This window comes from Rhizobium sp. BG4 (assembly GCF_016864575.1).
Taxonomy (GTDB): domain Bacteria; phylum Pseudomonadota; class Alphaproteobacteria; order Rhizobiales; family Rhizobiaceae; genus Rhizobium.
The window spans coordinates 964,766-982,050 of sequence record NZ_CP044126.1; the positions used below are offsets into that span (position 1 = coordinate 964,766).

19 protein-coding genes are annotated in these 17,285 nt (G+C 62.1%); 10 read left to right on the forward strand and 9 right to left on the reverse strand.

The window, feature by feature from the left end; translation table 11 throughout:
- From F2982_RS24605 to F2982_RS24625, 5 genes are all read left to right on the forward strand, one after another.
- Positions 1–921 (forward strand): branched-chain amino acid ABC transporter permease, encoded by a 921-nt coding sequence (locus tag F2982_RS24605; protein WP_130280327.1) that lies wholly within the window; start codon positions 1–3, stop codon positions 919–921.
- Positions 922–932: 11 nt separating this feature from the next.
- Positions 933–2,120: a branched-chain amino acid ABC transporter permease gene (locus tag F2982_RS24610; RefSeq protein WP_203430233.1), complete on the forward strand. Its 1,188-nt coding sequence runs from the start codon at positions 933–935 to the stop codon at positions 2,118–2,120.
- The gene (locus tag F2982_RS24615) at positions 2,117–2,998 is read left to right on the forward strand and encodes an alpha/beta hydrolase (RefSeq protein WP_203430234.1); all 882 of its coding nucleotides are present in this window, start codon (positions 2,117–2,119) and stop codon (positions 2,996–2,998) included. The genes F2982_RS24610 and F2982_RS24615 overlap by 4 nt, the downstream gene beginning before the upstream one ends.
- A 165-nt stretch (positions 2,999–3,163) precedes the next feature.
- Positions 3,164–3,376, forward strand: coding sequence for a hypothetical protein (locus F2982_RS24620; RefSeq protein ID WP_112714557.1), 213 nt, complete (start codon positions 3,164–3,166; stop codon positions 3,374–3,376).
- Positions 3,366–3,740, forward strand: a complete 375-nt coding sequence (locus F2982_RS24625) for a hypothetical protein (RefSeq protein WP_203430235.1) — start codon at positions 3,366–3,368, stop codon at positions 3,738–3,740. The genes F2982_RS24620 and F2982_RS24625 overlap by 11 nt, the downstream gene beginning before the upstream one ends.
- Positions 3,741–3,765: 25 nt before the next feature.
- Here F2982_RS24625 and F2982_RS24630 read toward each other — a convergent pair whose 3' ends face one another.
- Both F2982_RS24630 and F2982_RS24635 read right to left on the reverse strand, forming a co-directional pair.
- The gene (locus tag F2982_RS24630; protein WP_246777582.1) at positions 3,766–4,032 is read right to left on the reverse strand and encodes a hypothetical protein; all 267 of its coding nucleotides are present in this window, start codon (positions 4,030–4,032) and stop codon (positions 3,766–3,768) included.
- A gap of 38 nt (positions 4,033–4,070) precedes the next feature.
- A complete protein-coding gene (locus tag F2982_RS24635) occupies positions 4,071–4,223 on the reverse strand; it encodes a hypothetical protein (RefSeq protein ID WP_203430236.1) in 153 nt (50 codons plus the stop codon).
- Positions 4,224–4,394: 171 nt separating this feature from the next.
- On the opposite strand from F2982_RS24635, the gene F2982_RS24640 reads away from it, so the two are divergent.
- Together F2982_RS24640 and F2982_RS24645 are read left to right on the forward strand one after the other, a co-directional pair.
- Positions 4,395–4,655, forward strand: a complete 261-nt coding sequence (locus tag F2982_RS24640; RefSeq protein WP_112714563.1) for a DUF982 domain-containing protein — start codon at positions 4,395–4,397, stop codon at positions 4,653–4,655.
- A 263-nt stretch (positions 4,656–4,918) separates the two neighbouring features.
- The gene (locus F2982_RS24645; RefSeq protein WP_203430237.1) at positions 4,919–6,052 is read left to right on the forward strand and encodes an HPP family protein; all 1,134 of its coding nucleotides are present in this window, start codon (positions 4,919–4,921) and stop codon (positions 6,050–6,052) included.
- On the opposite strand, the gene F2982_RS24650 is transcribed toward F2982_RS24645, so the two are convergent.
- The 6 genes from F2982_RS24650 to F2982_RS24675 all read right to left on the reverse strand — a co-directional run bounded on the left by F2982_RS24650 (position 6,030) and on the right by F2982_RS24675 (position 12,685).
- Positions 6,030–6,332 carry a hypothetical protein gene (locus tag F2982_RS24650; RefSeq protein WP_112714567.1) on the reverse strand — a complete coding sequence of 101 codons (303 nt, stop codon included), beginning with the start codon at positions 6,330–6,332 and terminating at the stop codon, positions 6,030–6,032. The genes F2982_RS24645 and F2982_RS24650 overlap by 23 nt on opposite strands.
- Before the next feature lie 153 nt (positions 6,333–6,485).
- Positions 6,486–7,235: an amino acid ABC transporter ATP-binding protein gene (locus F2982_RS24655; RefSeq protein WP_112715094.1), complete on the reverse strand. Its 750-nt coding sequence runs from the start codon at positions 7,233–7,235 to the stop codon at positions 6,486–6,488.
- A gap of 14 nt (positions 7,236–7,249) precedes the next feature.
- Complete coding sequence (locus tag F2982_RS24660; RefSeq protein WP_203430238.1) at positions 7,250–7,909, reverse strand: amino acid ABC transporter permease; 660 nt, start codon at positions 7,907–7,909, stop codon at positions 7,250–7,252.
- Between the two features lie 10 nt (positions 7,910–7,919).
- Positions 7,920–8,567 carry an amino acid ABC transporter permease gene (locus F2982_RS24665; protein WP_112714571.1) on the reverse strand — a complete coding sequence of 216 codons (648 nt, stop codon included), beginning with the start codon at positions 8,565–8,567 and terminating at the stop codon, positions 7,920–7,922.
- A 58-nt stretch (positions 8,568–8,625) separates the two neighbouring features.
- A complete protein-coding gene (locus tag F2982_RS24670; protein WP_203430239.1) occupies positions 8,626–9,414 on the reverse strand; it encodes an ABC transporter substrate-binding protein in 789 nt (262 codons plus the stop codon).
- A 223-nt stretch (positions 9,415–9,637) separates the two neighbouring features.
- Positions 9,638–12,685, reverse strand: a complete 3,048-nt coding sequence (locus tag F2982_RS24675; RefSeq protein ID WP_203430240.1) for an aminotransferase class III-fold pyridoxal phosphate-dependent enzyme — start codon at positions 12,683–12,685, stop codon at positions 9,638–9,640.
- A gap of 138 nt (positions 12,686–12,823) precedes the next feature.
- Between F2982_RS24675 and F2982_RS24680 the strand changes: the two genes are divergently transcribed.
- Positions 12,824–13,264 carry an Lrp/AsnC family transcriptional regulator gene (locus F2982_RS24680; protein ID WP_112714577.1) on the forward strand — a complete coding sequence of 147 codons (441 nt, stop codon included), beginning with the start codon at positions 12,824–12,826 and terminating at the stop codon, positions 13,262–13,264.
- 13 nt (positions 13,265–13,277) lie between these two features.
- Here F2982_RS24680 and F2982_RS24685 read toward each other — a convergent pair whose 3' ends face one another.
- On the reverse strand, positions 13,278–14,204 hold the full coding sequence (locus tag F2982_RS24685) for a LysR family transcriptional regulator (RefSeq protein ID WP_203430241.1): 927 nt from the start codon (positions 14,202–14,204) through the stop codon (positions 13,278–13,280).
- Positions 14,205–14,316: 112 nt separating this feature from the next.
- Here F2982_RS24685 and F2982_RS24690 point away from each other — a divergent pair, with 112 nt between their 5' ends.
- Entirely contained in the window at positions 14,317–15,708 is a 1,392-nt protein-coding gene (locus tag F2982_RS24690) for a VOC family protein (RefSeq protein ID WP_203430242.1), read from the forward strand.
- A gap of 42 nt (positions 15,709–15,750) precedes the next feature.
- Positions 15,751–17,283, forward strand: coding sequence for an aldehyde dehydrogenase family protein (locus tag F2982_RS24695; protein WP_203430243.1), 1,533 nt, complete (start codon positions 15,751–15,753; stop codon positions 17,281–17,283).
- The last annotated feature ends 2 nt before the right edge of the window (positions 17,284–17,285 follow it).

Below are 17,285 nucleotides of genomic sequence, written 5' to 3' on the forward strand. Positions count from 1 at the left end.
ATGACAATGGAGGATTTCTACTGGGCCTGGATCGACCTCGCCAACGGCCTGATGACGGGAGCGACGCTTGGCGGCTATTACGCGCTGATCAGCGTCGGCCTTGCGCTCAGCTTCGGGGTCATGAAGCTCGTCAACCTGTCGCATGGCGACTGGCTGATCCTGGCGGCCTATCTCGCCGTCGTCATTCTCGGGCTCTATCCGGTCTCGCCTTTCTGGGCGCTGCTGCCGCTGGTGCCGGTGATGTTTCTCATCGGCTATGCCCTGCAGCGCGGACTGCTGAACCGCGTCTCGACATTCGCCGTCGAGCGGCGCGGCCTCTCGCCGATCATGGGCATGATGCTGCCGCTGCTGATCACCTTCGGCATATCGACCGTGCTGTCGCAAGCGATGCAGGTGGTGTTCAGCACCAATGCCCAGACGATCCGCAACAGCTATTCCTTCTCGGCGATCGCGCTCAGCGACGATCTCAGCATCTCGACGCTGCGCTTCGGCTTTCTCGTGCTTGCCGCCCTGCTGATCGGCGCGCTCGCGTTGTTCATCCAGCGCACCCATATCGGCCGGGCGATCCGGGCGACATCTGATGATGCCGAGATTGCCGCGCTGATGGGGATGCGGACGGCCCATGTCTATGGCGTTGCGGCCGGGCTGTCGCTGATGTTTGCCGCCTTCGCGGGGTTCATGATCGGCATGTCGCGCTCCTTCCAGCCGTTCGATGGCCCTCCCTACCTGCTGACCGCCTTCGGCGTCGTCGTCATCGGCGGGCTCGGATCGCTCGGCGGCTGCTTCCTCGGCGGCATCGCGCTTGGCATCACCCAGGTTCTGGCCGGCACCTATTTCGGGCCGGCGGCGCAGCAGCTCGCCGGCTACCTGCTCATTCTTCTCGTACTCGCAGCACGCCCCCAAGGGCTCTTCAAGCGATAGGACCGGCACCCATGGACATCTCCAGTTCCCCCGCCATCGGCTCGCCTCCGGCAACCGCCAGCCTTGCCAGACCGGCGCCGCGGCTGATCGCAGTATTCGCTTTGCTCGCCGCCTTGATGCTCGTTCCCATAGCAACCGGCGCCGACAGCTATGTCGTCCACCTGCTGATGTCGGTCTTCATCTTCGCGACGCTCGGCCACGCCTGGAACCTGATGGCCGGGTTCGGCGGCATGCTCTCCTTCGGCCAGCAGGTATTCATCGGCCTTGCCGGCTTTTCCGAAGCCATCCTGATCTACTACGCTGCCGCGCCCATAGCGGCGGTCTGGATCTTTGCCGGCCTCGTGCCGCTGGCTTTTGCCATGCTGCTCGTCGTGCCGATGGGCTTCAAACGGCCGGTGAGGCGATCCTGGGCGCTCGGCGCCGCCCTCTGTCTTGCCGTTGGATATGAGATCGCCGTAACGCTGCGGCCTGAGCTCGATCTCTTCGGCGACGCCTTCACCCGCCGCGCCTCACTGCTGCTCTTCCTGTTTCTCGGCGCCCTGCCGCTCCTGCGGCTTCGCGGCGCGCATTTCGCCATCGCCACCTGGCTGATCGCCGAATCCGTCGCGACGATCTTCAACGGCTGGCCGCTTGCAGGCGCGGGCGGCGGCATGCAGATCAATGCCGGTGTCGATGTGCTGACGCTCTATTATCTGGCGCTCGGCCTCGCCGCCGCCGTCACGCTCGGCATCTTCCTCTCGATGCGCTCGACCTACGGACTGGCGCTGATGGCGGTGCGCGACGATGAGGAGGCGGCCGAAAGCAGCGGCATCGACGTGATGCGCATCAAGACCGCGATCTTCCTCGTCAGCGCCTTCGTGACCGGGCTCGCGGCCGGGCTCTATTTCATGGACGCGATGATCATCACGCCGGCATCCGGCTTCTCGATCTCCTGGGCGTCCTACGTCGTCTTCGTCGCCGTGGCCGGCGGCATGGGAACCGTCTCCGGCCCGCTGATCGGCGCTGTCCTCTTCGTCATCGTCGATCGCATCCTCGGCCAGATGTCCGGCCAGGGCCAACTGGTGCTCGGGCTGATATCGATCGCCCTGATGCTGTTTCTGCCGCAGGGGCTCGCCGGCCTTCTCGAGCGGCGTGGCGGGCACCGCCCCGCCCTCACCCGATCGCTACAGCAACCATCCACCTCAGGAGAAGCGCAATGACACAGCTGTTTTCAGGCTACGAGACCCAGGCCGCGCTGGATGCGGCCTATGACGTCGAGGCCTCCGTTCCCGACTTCATGATCTATGCTCGCCGCTTCATGGAAGATAGCGCGGCCGCGGAGGCGGCCATCGACGACAAGCAGCTCGGTATCGCCTACGGCCCGACGCTGATGGAGCATCTCGATCTCTACCGTCCCTCGCCTTCTCCGAAGAAGGCGCCGATCTTCGTCTTCGTTCACGGCGGCTACTGGAAATCGCTAACCTCACGGGTATTCTCCATGGTGGCGCCGGGACCGGTCGCGGCGGGTGCCTGTGTCGTCAACGTCACCTACGATCTCTGCCCCACCGTCGAAATCGGCGAGATCGTCCGCCAGGTCAGGGCCGCCGTCGCCTGGACCTACAGGAATGCCGAATCTTTCGGCGGCGATCCCGACAGGATCGTTGTCGGCGGGCATTCCGCCGGCGGCCACCTGACGGCCACCACGCTGCTGACCGACTGGTCGCGCTACGGCCTGCCTGACGACACGGTGAAGGCCGGTTTTGCGATCAGCGGCCTGTTCGACCTGACACCGCTTGCCGGCAGCTTCCTGCAGCCGTCGTTGAGGCTGACGCCGACAACGATCCAGAACGACAGCCCGCTGTTGAATGTCCGCAAGCTCGCCGCACCGCTTGCGCTGACCTGGGGCGATGCGGATCCGGACGCTTTTGCCGGGCAGTCCCGGCGTTTCGAGGAGGCCTGGCAGGCCAGCGGCAATCGCTCCAGCAGCTTCGTCCTGCCGAATGCAAACCACTTCGAAGTGCTGGAAGGTTTCAAGACGCGAGATGGAATAATGACCCGCACCGTCATGGATCTCTTCGACGGAAAGCTACCGCATTGAAAAGGTTGAGGCAGGTGCGGCCGGGCGGCGGATCATCCTGAAACACACCCTGTCAGTATTTACGGGATGTTCACCATGCCAGCCGCATCGGCCTTCGCAGGCCATGATTGCCGGTTAAGTGTCTAGCGAAACTCGATCCCGAGTCGCTTCAGACATAGGAACCTCATGGGCTATCTGACATCCGATGTTCAATCGCTCCTGCACGAGCTCGATCTGTTCGCAGCCGACCTTTCGAATCTGACGAAATCGGTCGAGGTGACGGCGCTCGAGCTTCGCTTTGCCATGCTGCGGGCGATGATCGAGGATAGCCTGGGCATCAACTCGTCGAACGACAATGCGGCGTCGGAAAGCCTGGATGGAGCCGGTCATGCGAGCTGACCGGATGAAAATGCGCGCCTCGCTCGCCCGCATCCACGCCGATGCCCGGCACATGCCGCTGACGCAGCTGTCGCTGGAGACGGCCGCCTTCATCGCCGAGCTGGAGCGTGTCGCCATATCGCTGCCCGGCATGACCGATATCGGCAAACGCGACGAACTGACCAAGGTCTGCGAGGCGGGGTTCGAGCTGTCGGGAAAGCTCGACGACGGGACGCCGGCAGCGAGTGAATTCGAGGATGCCATCACCGGACTGGGCATGATGCAGGCGAGCGAGAGCGAGCTGCTGGAAGCGATCGTCGGCGTCGCGCAATCGGCTCTCGCCCTGCTGACGGCCAGGGATGGCCGTGCGAACGGCGCGCTCTAGTCAGCCCCGCCAAGTCAGGGGCCACCTATTCGATGACCGCAAGACGCGCCCCGAATTTTTCGGCGAGCGCCCGGCATTCGGCGCAATCGAGCATCAGCTCTCCCATCACAACCTTGGCGCCGCGATGCTCGCAGGCGGCCTTCTCCAGGCTGGCTACATGCAGGATCGCGTTGCCGAGCAGCATGTTGCACGGGCTTTCCTCGAGATCGTCGCCATGCACATTGTGAAGATGGACGCCCGAGACCGTCGCCAGCCAGTCGCGCTTCATCAGAACTTCTTCGTCGTCGACCACTGCACTATCCTCCTTGAGCAACCGGACGATCGCAGACGTCAGCCATGGCGCTTGAAATACTGCACCTCGCGCTCATGCTTCTCGGCGGCTTCGCGGGTCTCGAACGTCCCGAGATTGCGCCGCTTGCGGGTCTTCGGATCGACCTTGCGGGAATAAAGCCGGTATTCGCCGGATTTCAGCTTGCGGATCATGGTCATCTCCTCTGCATTCCATAAATTCGCGGAATGGCCTCCCGGTTCCCGACTACGGCATGGACAACCGCTTAGCGCCTCCTTAATCATGCTGCGAATGCGGAGATTTCCGGCTTTGACGCCGTGAAGGTGTACTCTGTATGGTTTTCCCGTCTTGGTTGAGGGCTGGACATGAGTACACGCCGTTGGGAAATGCCGGTTCTGGTCGCCTGCAAGCGAACGGGCGACATGCATATCGTGGCGACGACAGCAGAGGCGCTGGCCATCCTGCTGAACGCATGGCCGGTTTCGAACGGCCGCGCCTTCATGGAAGCTCTGCAGATCTGCTCGGATGTCGAGGCCGGGCTGCGCACGCCGCTGGAAGCAAGGCTGAGCTTCATCTCCGCCGCCTCCGAGGCAGGCGTCCCGATCGAAGCGCCTGCCGTCGTTTAGCGTTTAGTGCCGAACGGACAGCGCGCTTCGGACCACAAGATGCGTCACCTCGTCCTGGTTCTCTGGCACAGCAGGTCTTGATCGCGTTCTCATTTCGAGAATAGAAGAGCCTCGACAGTTGAGATCCCTGGCCGATGCGGCGGTTTATTCCCTATCACCGTTGATCCCCTTAGCAGCACCGAGGACCTGCTCCTTGCCGCACCATCCGCCTCCCCGGCACAGATTTCTCACTGAAGACAGCAATTCATCTGACAGGCCGATCCATGCCCCCTAAAGGACTGCGCGACGCAGCGAGCAAGCGCTCCCTATCATCCAGGCTCTTCCACCCCATGCTGGCGGGCGCGACGCTGCGCGACCGGCTTCTCGCCTGCCTCGGGGCGCTGGTGGCGATCGCGCTCACCGGCCTTATGTGCGGATTGCTGTTTGGCGAAGGATCGCATCTGCCGCTGATCGTTGCGCCGATGGGCGCCTCCGCCGTGCTGCTCTTTGCCGTGCCGGCGAGCCCGCTGGCGCAGCCCTGGTCGATCATCGGCGGCAATACCATCTCGGCGATCATGGGCGTTGCCGCCGCCAGCCTGATCAAGGATCCGATCATAGCCACCGGCGTCGGCGTTTCCCTGGCGATCGCCGCCATGTCCTTCACCCGCTGCCTGCATCCGCCTGGCGGTGCTGCGGCTTTGACGGCCGTTCTCGGCGGGCCTGTCGTCGCGAGCTGGGGAATGCTGTTTCCCTTCGTGCCGGTGGCGCTGAACTCCTGCCTGCTGGTGGCGATCGGCCTGCTGTTCCACAAGCTGTCGCGCCACAACTATCCGCATGTTGCCGCCGCCCCTGTGAACACGCACCTGACGGCCGATCCGCCGGCAGCCGAGCGCACCGGATTTCGCGACGAGGATATCGATGCGGCGCTCGCCGCCTTGAACGAAGCCTTCGACATCGATCGCGCCGATCTCGGCCGCGTGCTGCGCCGCGTCGAATTCGAGGCCGTTGCCCGCTCGAACGCCGAAATCACCTGCGCCGACATCATGTCGCGCGACGTCATCGCCATCGATTTCGACGGAACCGTGGAGCAGGCCCGATGGCTGCTTCTCCACCACAATATCCGCACGCTACCGGTCAGGGACGCCGAGAAGCGGCTGATCGGAACGGTCGGCCTGCGCGAAATCGCGCTCCTGCCAGGCTCACTGGAGGGGCAGATTTCGGATGCGGTCACCGCCCGCGCCGAAGACCGGGCCTTCGATCTCCTGCCGCTTCTGACCGATGGCCGCACCCACGCCGTCATCATCGTCGACGACGCAGATCATATACTCGGGCTGATCTCGCAAACCGATCTGCTGAGCGCCGTCGCCCGGTCGCTTCCGAAGAAAGAGGGACCGCCTATCTCAGCGCAACGTAGCTGAGCAGGCAGGCGACCGACAAAGCGGCCGTCATCCGCGGATTGTCCTGATCGAAGACCAGCGCCACCAGAAGGCCACCGCCGATGGCGACGGCCGCATACCACAGCCCCCGATCGGAAACCGCCAACGCGAGTGCCGCCAGAAACACCGCACTCGCCACCATCGTCACCGGCGAAGACTGCTCGGCAATCTCGCCTTTCGCCAGATATGGCAGGCTGAACCGGCGCAGGCTGAGGCCAAGCGCTGCGGCAAGAAGCAGGCAGGTTATCGCAAGGTTGAACATGGGCACCCGTCGATCTGTCGATATCAGATCGAAGCAAGCGCCGTGCCACCCCGTAATCCCGGTGTTTTCCGCCTATGGCGACCGAAGGCTGACTATTTCGCCAGCAGGGCGCGCCTTTTTTCGGCAGGCGAGCCTCCGCTGCGAGCGTGAGCCTTACCTGTCGTGCAGATGTTTCTTCAGAAATGAGCGGGTTCGATCCTGCGCCGGATTCTGGAAGATCTGCTGCGGCGTCCCTTCCTCGACGACGACACCGCCGTCCATGAAGACGATCCGGTCAGCGACTTCGCCGGCGAAGCGCATTTCATGGGTCACGATCAACATCGTCATGTGCTCGGCAGCGAGCTGTTTCATCACGGCGTTGACCTCATCCACCAGCTCGGGATCCAGCGCCGATGTCGCCTCGTCGAAAAGCATCACCTTCGGCTGCATGGCCAGTGCTCTGGCAATGGCGACGCGTTGCTTCTGGCCACCCGACAGGCGGGACGGATATTCGTCGATCTTGTCCGCAAGGCCGACCTTCGACAGCAGACCGAGCGCGAGCTCCCGGGCCGCCTGCTTCGAAAGGCCTTTGAGCTTGATCGGGCCAAGCGCGATATTCTCGAAAACCGTCAGATGCGGGAACAGATTGAAGTGCTGGAATACCATGCCCATCTGCTGGCGCACGGCATTGATATGCTTCTCGAAGGCTTGCCCCTTAAGCGGCCTGTTCACCTGCTCGCCGTCCAGCCAGATCTCTCCGGCGTTGAGCAATTCGAGCTGATTGATCGATCGCAGAAGCGTGCTTTTTCCTGACCCGCTGGGGCCGATGATCGCGATGATCTGGCCCCGCGACACAGAGAGGTCGATACCCTTGAGGACCTCCAGCGGCCCATATGCCTTCCGGGCACCTTTAACCTCGACCATAAGCTTTGCGGTGCTCACCGTGACATCTCCACCTTGATTTCAAGAAATTGCAGGCCGGCTTCGAGAACAAGATTGGCCGCGTAATAGATGGCGGCGACAGTCAGGTAGAATTCGAACGGGCTGTAGGTCTCGCTGATAGCGAGCTGTGCGCTGTAGACCAGTTCGGCAATGCCGATGATGGAGACCAGCGATGTGTCCTTCAGGAGAACGATCAGGTTGTTTCCGATGGGCGCAATCGTCCGGCGCAGCGCCTGTGGGACGATAACGTAGCGCTGTGCCTGACCGCGGCTAAGCCCGATCGAACGGGCGCCTTCTATTTGCCCTGCGTCGACAGACAATATTCCGGCTCTGAAGACGTCGGCATTATAAACGGCAAAATGCAGGCTGAGGCCAATGATACCCGCGCCGATCGCCGGAATGTCGATGCCGACCTGCACCAGACCGTAATAGATCAGATAGAGCTGCAGAAGCAGCGGCGTTCCCATGAGAAGCCAGGTCAGAAAGCGAAGCGGCAAGGCCCAGAACCACGGGGCGTAAAGCAGCACGAGCGCAAAGCCGATGCCGAAGGTAAGGCTCAGTATACTTGAGCCGACGAACATGACGAGTGTCCACCACAAGCCGGTCGCAAGAAGCCCGGCATAGGGTGTGACGATGGAGAAATCCAGATTCTGCATATCGGCGTCCTCACCTTGCCGCGAAACGCTGATCAAGGCGATCGACGACCAACCGGACCGCATAGACCATGACGATGTAAAGCACCGCGGATACCGAGAAGATCTCGAACGGTTTATAGGTTGAGCTGATGAACCGCTGGGCGGTGTAAGTCAGCTCCACGACGGAGATCGATGACACCAAGGCAGATCCCTTGATCAGCCCCACGGCGTTCACGCCGAGCGGTCTGATCATCAACCGTGCCGCCTGGGGCAGCACCACGAGCCTGAGTGTCGCAGCCCGCCCAAATCCGATCGATCGGGCGGCTTCCGACTGGCCACGATCGACATTCTCGATGGCTCCGCGGATGGATTCGGCCATGTACGCGGCAATGTTCAGGCCGAGGCCGATCACGCCGGCGACGAAAGGGTCAAGCTCCAGGCCCATCTGCGGTCCGCCAAAATAGATGACGAAGAGCTGAACCAGGCAGGGCGTGCCGCGGAAGACACTCACGTAGAGCCTCGAAAGGCACCGGACAGCAAGAAAATCGGAAAGCCGGAGAGCGACCAGCGCGATCGCGACCAGGAATCCGAGCAGAAGTGAAAGACAAGATATCTGCACCGTCACCCACGCAGCCTCCAAAAAGAAGGGGAGGACGCGCTGCATAAGCGCCAAATCCATAGAAACGCTCCGAAAAGTCGAATGGTCAGGGCCGGAATTGATCCGGCCCTTATCGGGATCAGCGGATGTCGCGGCCAATCCACTGCATCGAGATCTTTTCGTAGGCGCCGTCCGCCTGCATGTCCTCAAGGACCTTTTGCATCTTGGCCTTGAGCTCCGGGTTGTTCTTGCGGATCGCAATACCGAGAGCTTCATTGCCACCTTCGATGTTCGGGGTATCGAGGATGCGAACCTTCTGGCCCGTTTCCTTGACAGCGACCATGACGGGGATGCTGTCCATGACGAGCGCATCGATGCGTCCGGCATCAAGGTCGACGAGCATTTCGGGAAGACCCTTGTAGGTGCGCACGGTCAGATTGCCCTGGGCTCGCGCCCACTTGTCGTGGGAATCGCCGAGCGTGACGCCGACGGTCTTGCCGGCGAGCTCTTCAAGCTTCTGGATCGGCGAGTCCGCCTTGACGACGATCGTGCGGCCGGCGTGGTAGTAAGGTCCGACAAAGTCGACTGCTTTTTCGCGCTCGGGAGTGATCGTCATGGACGCGACGATTGCGTCATATTTCTTGGCCAGAAGGCCGGCGATGATGCCGTCGAACGGCGTCGTGACGATCTTCGCCTTGACGCCCATGCGCTCTGCCATGGCCTCGCTGATCGAGGCGTCAAAGCCAACGATCTCGTTCTTGTCGTTCGCGAAGCTGAACGGCGGATACTGGCCGCTCATCGCAACGCGAAGGTCGCCTGAATCCTGAATCGTCTTCAGTTCGTCGGCCGATGCCGGCGACGTTGAAAATGCGGCTGCAACCGCGATAGCGGCGACCGCGATGAAACTTTTAAACCTATGATTGGGCACGTCATATCTCCTCTGGGATTATTTTATTTCGTTCTTGTGGGTCTCACCGGGCAACCGTCACCCGAAGAGTTTTGCATGGCGGTTTTCCATGGGCATCCGGCAAGATGTCAGTCGGGCTGACACATTGCCGGAAACGACCGGCACTTTGCCGGCCGATGCTATGGGCGCGATGCAACGTCCCGGCGCCGGCCAAGCGGTGCAGGGATAGGCTGGATTCTCCGCTCTATTTCAGGGCTGCTTCGAAGCTCGCGCTCAACACGTCGAGCAGGTGGTCGGCATTGGCCTGCGAAAAGACCATCGGCGGCCGCATCTTCAGGACGTTGTCGTGCGGCCCTTCCGTTCCCATCAGGATCCCGCGTTCGCGCGCCCCGTCGTTGATCTTCCTTGCCAGGTCCGTGGCCGGAGCTTTCGTCCTGCGATCAACGACCAGTTCGATACCAAGGAACAGCCCCAGCCCGCGCACGTCGCCGATGATGTCGAAGCGCTGCTGCATTTTACGGAAGCCATCGAGCAGATAGTTGCCGACGCTGAGAGCATTCTCCCGCAGACGGTCGCGCTCGATCGCATTCAGCACGGCGAGCCCGATCGCACACGACACCGGATTTCCGGCGAACGTATTGAAATACTCCATGCCGTTGTTGAAACTGTCCGCCACTTCGCGTGTCGTCACCACGGCCGACATCGGGTGGCCATTGCCGATCGGCTTGCCCATTGAGACGATGTCGGGAACGACATCCTGCGTTTCGAAGGCCCACCAGTGGCTTCCGACCCGGCCAAAGCCCACCTGGACCTCATCGGCCAGGCAAAGGCCGCCTGCGGCCCGGACCATGGCATAGACTTCCTTGAGATAGCCGTCCGGCAAGAAGACCTGACCGGCGACGCTCGGAATGGATTCCGCAATGAAGAAGCCCGGGGAGCGCCCGTCTCTGCGCATCGCTTCGATATGATCCGCAACGCTCTGCGCGAAACGCTTGGCGTGCTCGGCATGGGGCCAGCTTTCGGGCGCGTGGTAGCTGTCTGGAATGACCGCTTCATAGACGTGGTCGGGCCGTCCCTTGCCGCCCTTGCGCTTATACTTGTAGGCACTGAGATCGATCAGTTCCTGCGTCGTGCCGTGATAGGCCCAGTCGAGGACAATAGCTTCGTTGTGGCCCGTATGATTGCGCGCCATGCGCAGCATCAGGCTATTGGCTTCGCTGCCCGAGCAAGCGAAGGAAGCAACAGCGAGGCCCGCGGGCAACGTTGCCGTCAGCCGTTCGGCATATTCAACGATGTTGTCGTGAAGATAGCGCGTATTGGTGTTGAGCACGGCTGCCTGACGTGAGACCGCCTCGACGACATCCGGGTGGCTATGGCCGAGATGGCATACGTTGTTGAAGCAATCGAGATAGGCGCGGCCGAAATTGTCGATCAGCCATGCGCCTTCACCACGCACGAACTTGATCGGCTCGGAATAGGAAATCGACAGGTTGGGAAGCAGAAGTTCCCGGCGCTTGGAAATGATTTCTTCCCTCGTTCGGCCGGTCTGACCGAATGCTTCCGGCGGAATCTTGGCGAGCGCCGCGACATCGGGAAAGAGGTCTTCCCAGACGTCGAGATAGGCAGCCTCGCCGACGCCGATGATCTCGGCCGCGGTCAATTCGGTATCTGATGATACCTGGAAGTGGAGATGGGGCGTCCAGCCGCCATTCTCGCCGATACCACCCATATAGCCGACGAGATCACCGGCCTCCAGCCGATCGCCGGGCTTGAGGCGCTCGAGGGCTTCATGGGCCATATGACCCCAAAGCGTGTTGAAGGGCGGGCATCCTTCCGGCCGGTGCTCAAGCAGGACCAAGCCGCCGTAGCCGAGAGGTTCGCGCTCGACCTCGACGCTCTTCACCGTCGCCGCAAGGGGGGTAAAGAGCGGCGTTTGCGCCGGCATGAACAGATCGACGCCGAGATGGTGAATTCGCCGCTTGCCTTCGATGAAGCGCGATTCAAAGGCCTTGTCTGTGTAGACGGTTCTCGCTTCGCCCCAGGGGCCGATACCGAGCGTGACCTTGTGGCGTGCCGAGAAGTCGTCCCACCATTTTGTCGCCTCTTCGGGACGCTGCTCCGCCGAGGCAACGGTCATCACATGTGCGGGATCGCCATAAGGCACGATTGCCTTGGTCATCTGCGCCGCCGCAGGGCGAACGACATCCGCGAACGACTTGCTATTGTCAGAAATCCAGCGGCGCACCGCGCCGGCACCCTCGATAGCATCGAAGCCGCAGGCTTTCCGGAGGATCGCTGTCGCAAGGCGCGGGTTCATCGCATCCATCTTTTCAAGCAATCGCCAGGCCGGTGCCTCGCTGATTGCCAGATACGGATTGTCGCCGGTCTGCTCGTGACGCGACGCGGAGAAGGTCACACTGGTGACGAGGCGCATTGCGATCAGGTTGAACAGGACGTCGATTTCCTCCGCCTGAAGCGGATAACGCTCATGGAATCCCGCAGCGAGAGCAGCGGCCGCGCCGATCGGGTCTTCCATATCGAGAATGGCGTAGGCACAGGCAATGGCGACTTCGGCGATGAGGACGGTGTGGACGGCATCGCCGAAATCGATGACGCCGGAAATCCGCTGATGGTCATGCTCGTCGACGAGGATGTTCCAATCGTTGGCGTCGTTGTGGATGACCTGTGACCGCAGACGCGAGAGCTTCGGTTCGACCTTGTCTTCGAAGGCCGCAATGAGGCGCTCGAGGATCGCCCGCCGGCGCTCGTCCCTGATAAAGTGGAGACGCTGACGCGCACGCTTGGCATGACGCAGATCCCAATCCAGATCGCGCAGGGCACCCGGATGAATGAAGCCTTGAAGAGCGCGATCCAGCTCGCCCAGCGAGCGGCCAAAACTACGCATGAGCTCGGTCGTCCTGCCGACCTCCGCAAGCGGCTTGCCGGCCAGCCAGCCGACCAGCCGCACGGCATGTGCCTCGCCGTTGGCGGCAACCGTGTTCGCCAGAAAATCGCCCGCGCGGCTCTCCTTGAGGTGCGGCACCATGAGGTCCGGTGCTGCCCGGCCAAGATGATGAAGAAGAGCGGTCTGGAACTCGCTTTCGATCTTTGGTTCGGTCGCGTTGACGATCTTGAGGATCCAGCCGGCGTCCGTCTCCGTCTTGATGCGGTAGTTGCGATCACGCTCGCTATCAAGAGGCGAAGCGGTTCCCTCAACCCCGAATATATCCTTGGCGAGGCGTTCCGCATCATCAGGAGAAAACTGTGGCGCTGGATGGGAAAGATCGGTCATAGTCGTTGTTTTTCCAAGCTATTTCTTATTCGAACAACTTGGCATGCAATGTGTTTTGAGGCATCAAGTAAGCTGTCGGATCAAACCGGCATATTGTCGGGATGGGCCGACATATGTCCGGTCCTGAGGAGGATGGGCATGCGTGAGCTCGACGTCAAAGATCGAGAGATACTCCAGATCCTGTCCAAGGAAGCGCGTATCGCTCTGAAGACTTTGGCCGGAAGAATCGGGCTGTCGCGCAGCGCGACGAGCGAGCGTGTGACGAATCTCGAGCGCAGCGGCATTATCAGGGGCTATCGCGCCGACATTGGCGAGATCGACGCCAATGTCATCCGGGCGATCTTGCTGGTCAGCCTGAAGCGGACGCCCGCCCTCGGTCTGCTCGATCTGCTTGCCCGCAATACGCAGGTTCGCCGCGTTTCCTCGGTCAGCGGTCAACTCGACCTTATAATAGAGTTGGAAGCAGCCTCGATCGACGATCTCAATCGTATCCGCGATATGATCGCCAGCCACGAGACAGTCGATGACATCACTACGGCGGTCGTGCTTCGCCGGGATATCGATCGCGAGACGCGCTAGCCGTTAAACAGCGCTACTCCGCGCGGGACACGCTTGCGGCCACCGGCTCATCCGCGCCCACTTCCGACAAAAGCCAGCTTTGGAACTCCTCCGCCACGGGATGGCTCTGCTTTTCCTCGGGGCGGACGACGTAGTAGGCGTTTTCGGTGCGCATCGTCGTCGGCAGCAGCGGGGTGAGGAGGCCGGAGCGCAGTTCTTCCTCGATCAGGTAGGTCGGCAGCAGGGCGGCGCCGAGGCCGGATATGGCGGCCGAGACCATCATCGAGAACTGGTCGAAGCGCAGGCCGTGATAGGCGTTTTCGATGCCGAGTTCCTGCAGGCGGGAGAAATCGGACCACAGCTTCGGGCGGGTGGTCAGATGCAGAAGCGGCATTTGCGTGAAGTCCGGGCCACCATCGATGCGGTACTGCCTGGCGAGCTCGGCGCTTGCGGCCGGGATCACGGTTTCGTCGCAGAGGAAGACCGGAGTGCCGCCCGCCCAGACCGGCAGGCCGTAATGGATGGCGAGATCGAAGCTGTCTTCCATGAAGCTGAACGGCTTGGAGCGGGATTCGATCGTCAGCGACACATCGGGGCAACGCGCCAGAAAGCGGCCGAGCCGCGGCACGAGCCATTTCGCCCCGAATGTCGGCAGGGTCGCAACCTTCAGCGTGGCGCGCATGCGCCCGGCCGCCGCCGCGTCGATCATCAGCCGCTCTGAACGCGACAGAAGATCCCGGACCTCCGGAAGCAGCCGGCGCCCGGCCTCCGACAGGATGACCCGCTGGCGTATCCGTTCGAACAGCTTCAGCCCCGTCTGCTTTTCGAGATCGGCGATCTGGCGGCTGATGGCGCTCTGCGTCAGGTTCAGCTCTTCGGCGGCGCGCGAAAAATTTCCATGCCGTGCGGCGCATTCGAAAGCCTGCAACGTGACGATATCGGGGACCAGGCTTCTACGCATATCATTCCGTTTCGGCATCAAGTTAGGTGTAGATTTCACAACATGAGACTATATGGACGGAATATAGTGCATTTCGAGCATGAAGTCCTATCGTTTTCGAAGGTTGAGCAAAATGACGAAGCACGTCACGTCGAGCGAAATCCGGTCGTCCTTTTCCGCGGCCATGTCGGCCATGTACCGCACCGAGGTTCCCGCTTACGGAACGCTGATGGACCTGGTCGCCCGCGTCAATGACGAGGCTCTCTCCGCCGAGCCGGAACTCAAGACGCGCCTTCAAGCGACCGACAATCTGGAGCGCATTTCCGAGGAGCGCCACGGCGCGATCCGTCTCGGAACGGCTGAAGAACTGGCGATGATGCGTCGCGTCTTTGCCGTCATGGGCATGTATCCGGTCGGCTATTACGATCTCTCGACTGCAGGCGTTCCGGTTCATTCGACCGCCTTCCGGCCGGTCGGCGACGCCGCGCTGAAGCGCAATCCCTTCCGCGTCTTCACCTCGCTGCTCCGCCTCGATCTCATTGCCGACGCTGAGCTGCGCGAGGAAGCGGCAAAGATCCTGGCGACCCGCCGCATCTTCACCGATGAGGCGATTGAACTGACGAAGAAAGCCGAAGAGAACGGCGGGCTGACCAAGGACGATGCCGATCGTTTCGTGGCTGCCGTGCTCGAAACCTTCCGCTGGCACGACAAGGCGATCGTCGATGTCGCGATGTACCATCGTCTGCATGACGCGCACCGCCTGATTGCCGACGTCGTCTCCTTCAAGGGTCCGCATATCAATCACCTGACGCCGCGCACGCTCGATATCGACAAGGTGCAGAGCCTGATGCCCGACTACGGCATTGCGCCGAAGGCGGTTGTCGAGGGTCCGCCGACCCGGCGCTGCGCCATTCTGCTGCGCCAGACATCGTTCAAGGCGCTCGAAGAAGCGGTCGCCTTTTCGGATGGCAAGGGCGGCTGGCAGACCGGCTCGCATACAGCGCGTTTCGGCGAGATCGAACAGCGCGGCATCGCGCTGACGCCGAAGGGCCGCGGCCTCTACGACCAGCTTCTGGAACAGTCGCGCAAGGTCGTCCGCCCGGCGGCCGACGGTTCGAATGCCGAGGCCTATGAGGCAGCGCTTGCCGCCACCTTCGAGGCCTTCCCCGATGACTGGGCAACAATCCGCGCCGAAGGGCTCGGCTATTTCAGCTATTCGCTGACCGAAAAGGGCATGAAGGCATCGACGGATGCGGCCGACATCGAAACGCTGGTTTCGGACGGTCTCGTCCAGTTCGACCCGATCGTCTACGAAGACTTCCTGCCGGTCAGCGCCGCCGGGATTTTCCAGTCCAATCTCGGCGACGGCGCGCAACAGGAATTCGTCGCCAGCCCCAACCAGCAGCGCTTCGAGACCGATCTCGGCGCCAAGGTTCTCAACGAATTCGATCACTATGCGGGGATCGAGCAAGCATCGATCGACGAATGCCTTTCGAGGCTCTCGCGCCGCCCCGCGGCTCAGTAATCGTCAAAACACGGCAGCAATCCGCACATTGGAGTCCGGCACATGAACATTTCCGTAAAGTCCTCTTCCGTCCTCGACGAAGCACACGCCATTCTCGATCGCCTCGGCGTCGACAAAGCAGCCTATACCGATGGCAGCATGGTTTCCTTCTCCCCCATCACCGGCGAGAAGATCGGCAAGCTGAAGACCGTCGATGCGAAGGGTGCAGCCGCTGCGATCGAAGAGGCGCATGCCGCCTTCCAGACCTGGCGCCTGACGCCCGCCCCGAAGCGCGGCGAACTCGTGCGTCTTCTCGGTGAGGAATTGCGCGCCGCCAAGGCCGATCTCGGCCGCCTCGTCTCGATCGAAGCCGGCAAGATCCCGTCTGAAGGTCTCGGCGAAGTGCAGGAAATGATCGACATCTGCGATTACGCAGTCGGTCTGTCGCGCCAGCTCTACGGCCTGACGATCGCCACCGAACGTCCCGGCCACCGGATGATGGAAACCTGGCATCCGCTCGGCGTCGTCGGCATCATCTCCGCCTTCAATTTCCCGGTTGCCGTCTGGTCCTGGAATGCTGCGCTCGCCCTCGTCTGCGGCAACAGCGTCGTCTGGAAGCCGTCGGAAAAGACGCCCCTGACGGCGCTCGCATCGCAGGCCATTCTGGAGCGCGCCCTGAAGCGCTTCGGCGACGCGCCGGCCGGCCTGTCGCAGGTCATCATCGGCGGCCGCGAGATCGGCGAGGCACTCGTCGACCACAAGAACGTCGCGCTGGTCTCGGCGACGGGCTCCACCCGCATGGGCCGTGAAGTCGGTCCGCGCCTTGCCAAGCGCTTTGCCCGCTCGATCCTGGAACTCGGCGGCAACAACGGCGGCATCGTCTGCCCGTCGGCCGATCTCGACATGGCGCTGCGCGCCATCGCCTTCGGCGCCATGGGCACCGCCGGCCAGCGCTGCACGACGCTTCGCCGCCTCTTCGTCCACGACAGCGTTTATGAAGAGCTCGTTCCGCGCCTCAAGAAGGCCTATGCCAGCGTCTCCGTCGGCAACCCGCTCGACAGCGCAGCTCTCGTCGGCCCGCTCGTCGACAAGGCCGCTTATGACGGTATGCAGAAGGCGCTTGGCGAAGCCCGCGCGCATGGCGGCAACGTCCATGGCGGCGAGCGTGTCGATCTCGGCCATCCCGATGCCTATTACGTCAAGCCGGCGCTTGTCGAAATGCCGAAGCACGAAGGTCCGGTTTTCGAAGAAACCTTCGCGCCGATCCTCTATGTCATGAAATACTCCGATTTCGACGCCGTCATTGCCGATCACAATGCGGTCGGTGCCGGCCTCTCCTCGTCGATCTTCACGCTCGACATGCGTGAAGCAGAGCGCTTCCTTGCCGCCGACGGTTCGGATTGCGGTATCGCCAACGTCAATATCGGCACATCCGGCGCCGAGATCGGCGGGGCGTTCGGCGGCGAGAAGGAAACCGGAGGTGGCCGCGAATCCGGCTCGGACGCCTGGCGCGCCTACATGCGCCGTGCGACCAACACGATCAACTATTCGAAGGCCCTGCCTTTGGCACAGGGCGTATCCTTCGACATCGCATAAGG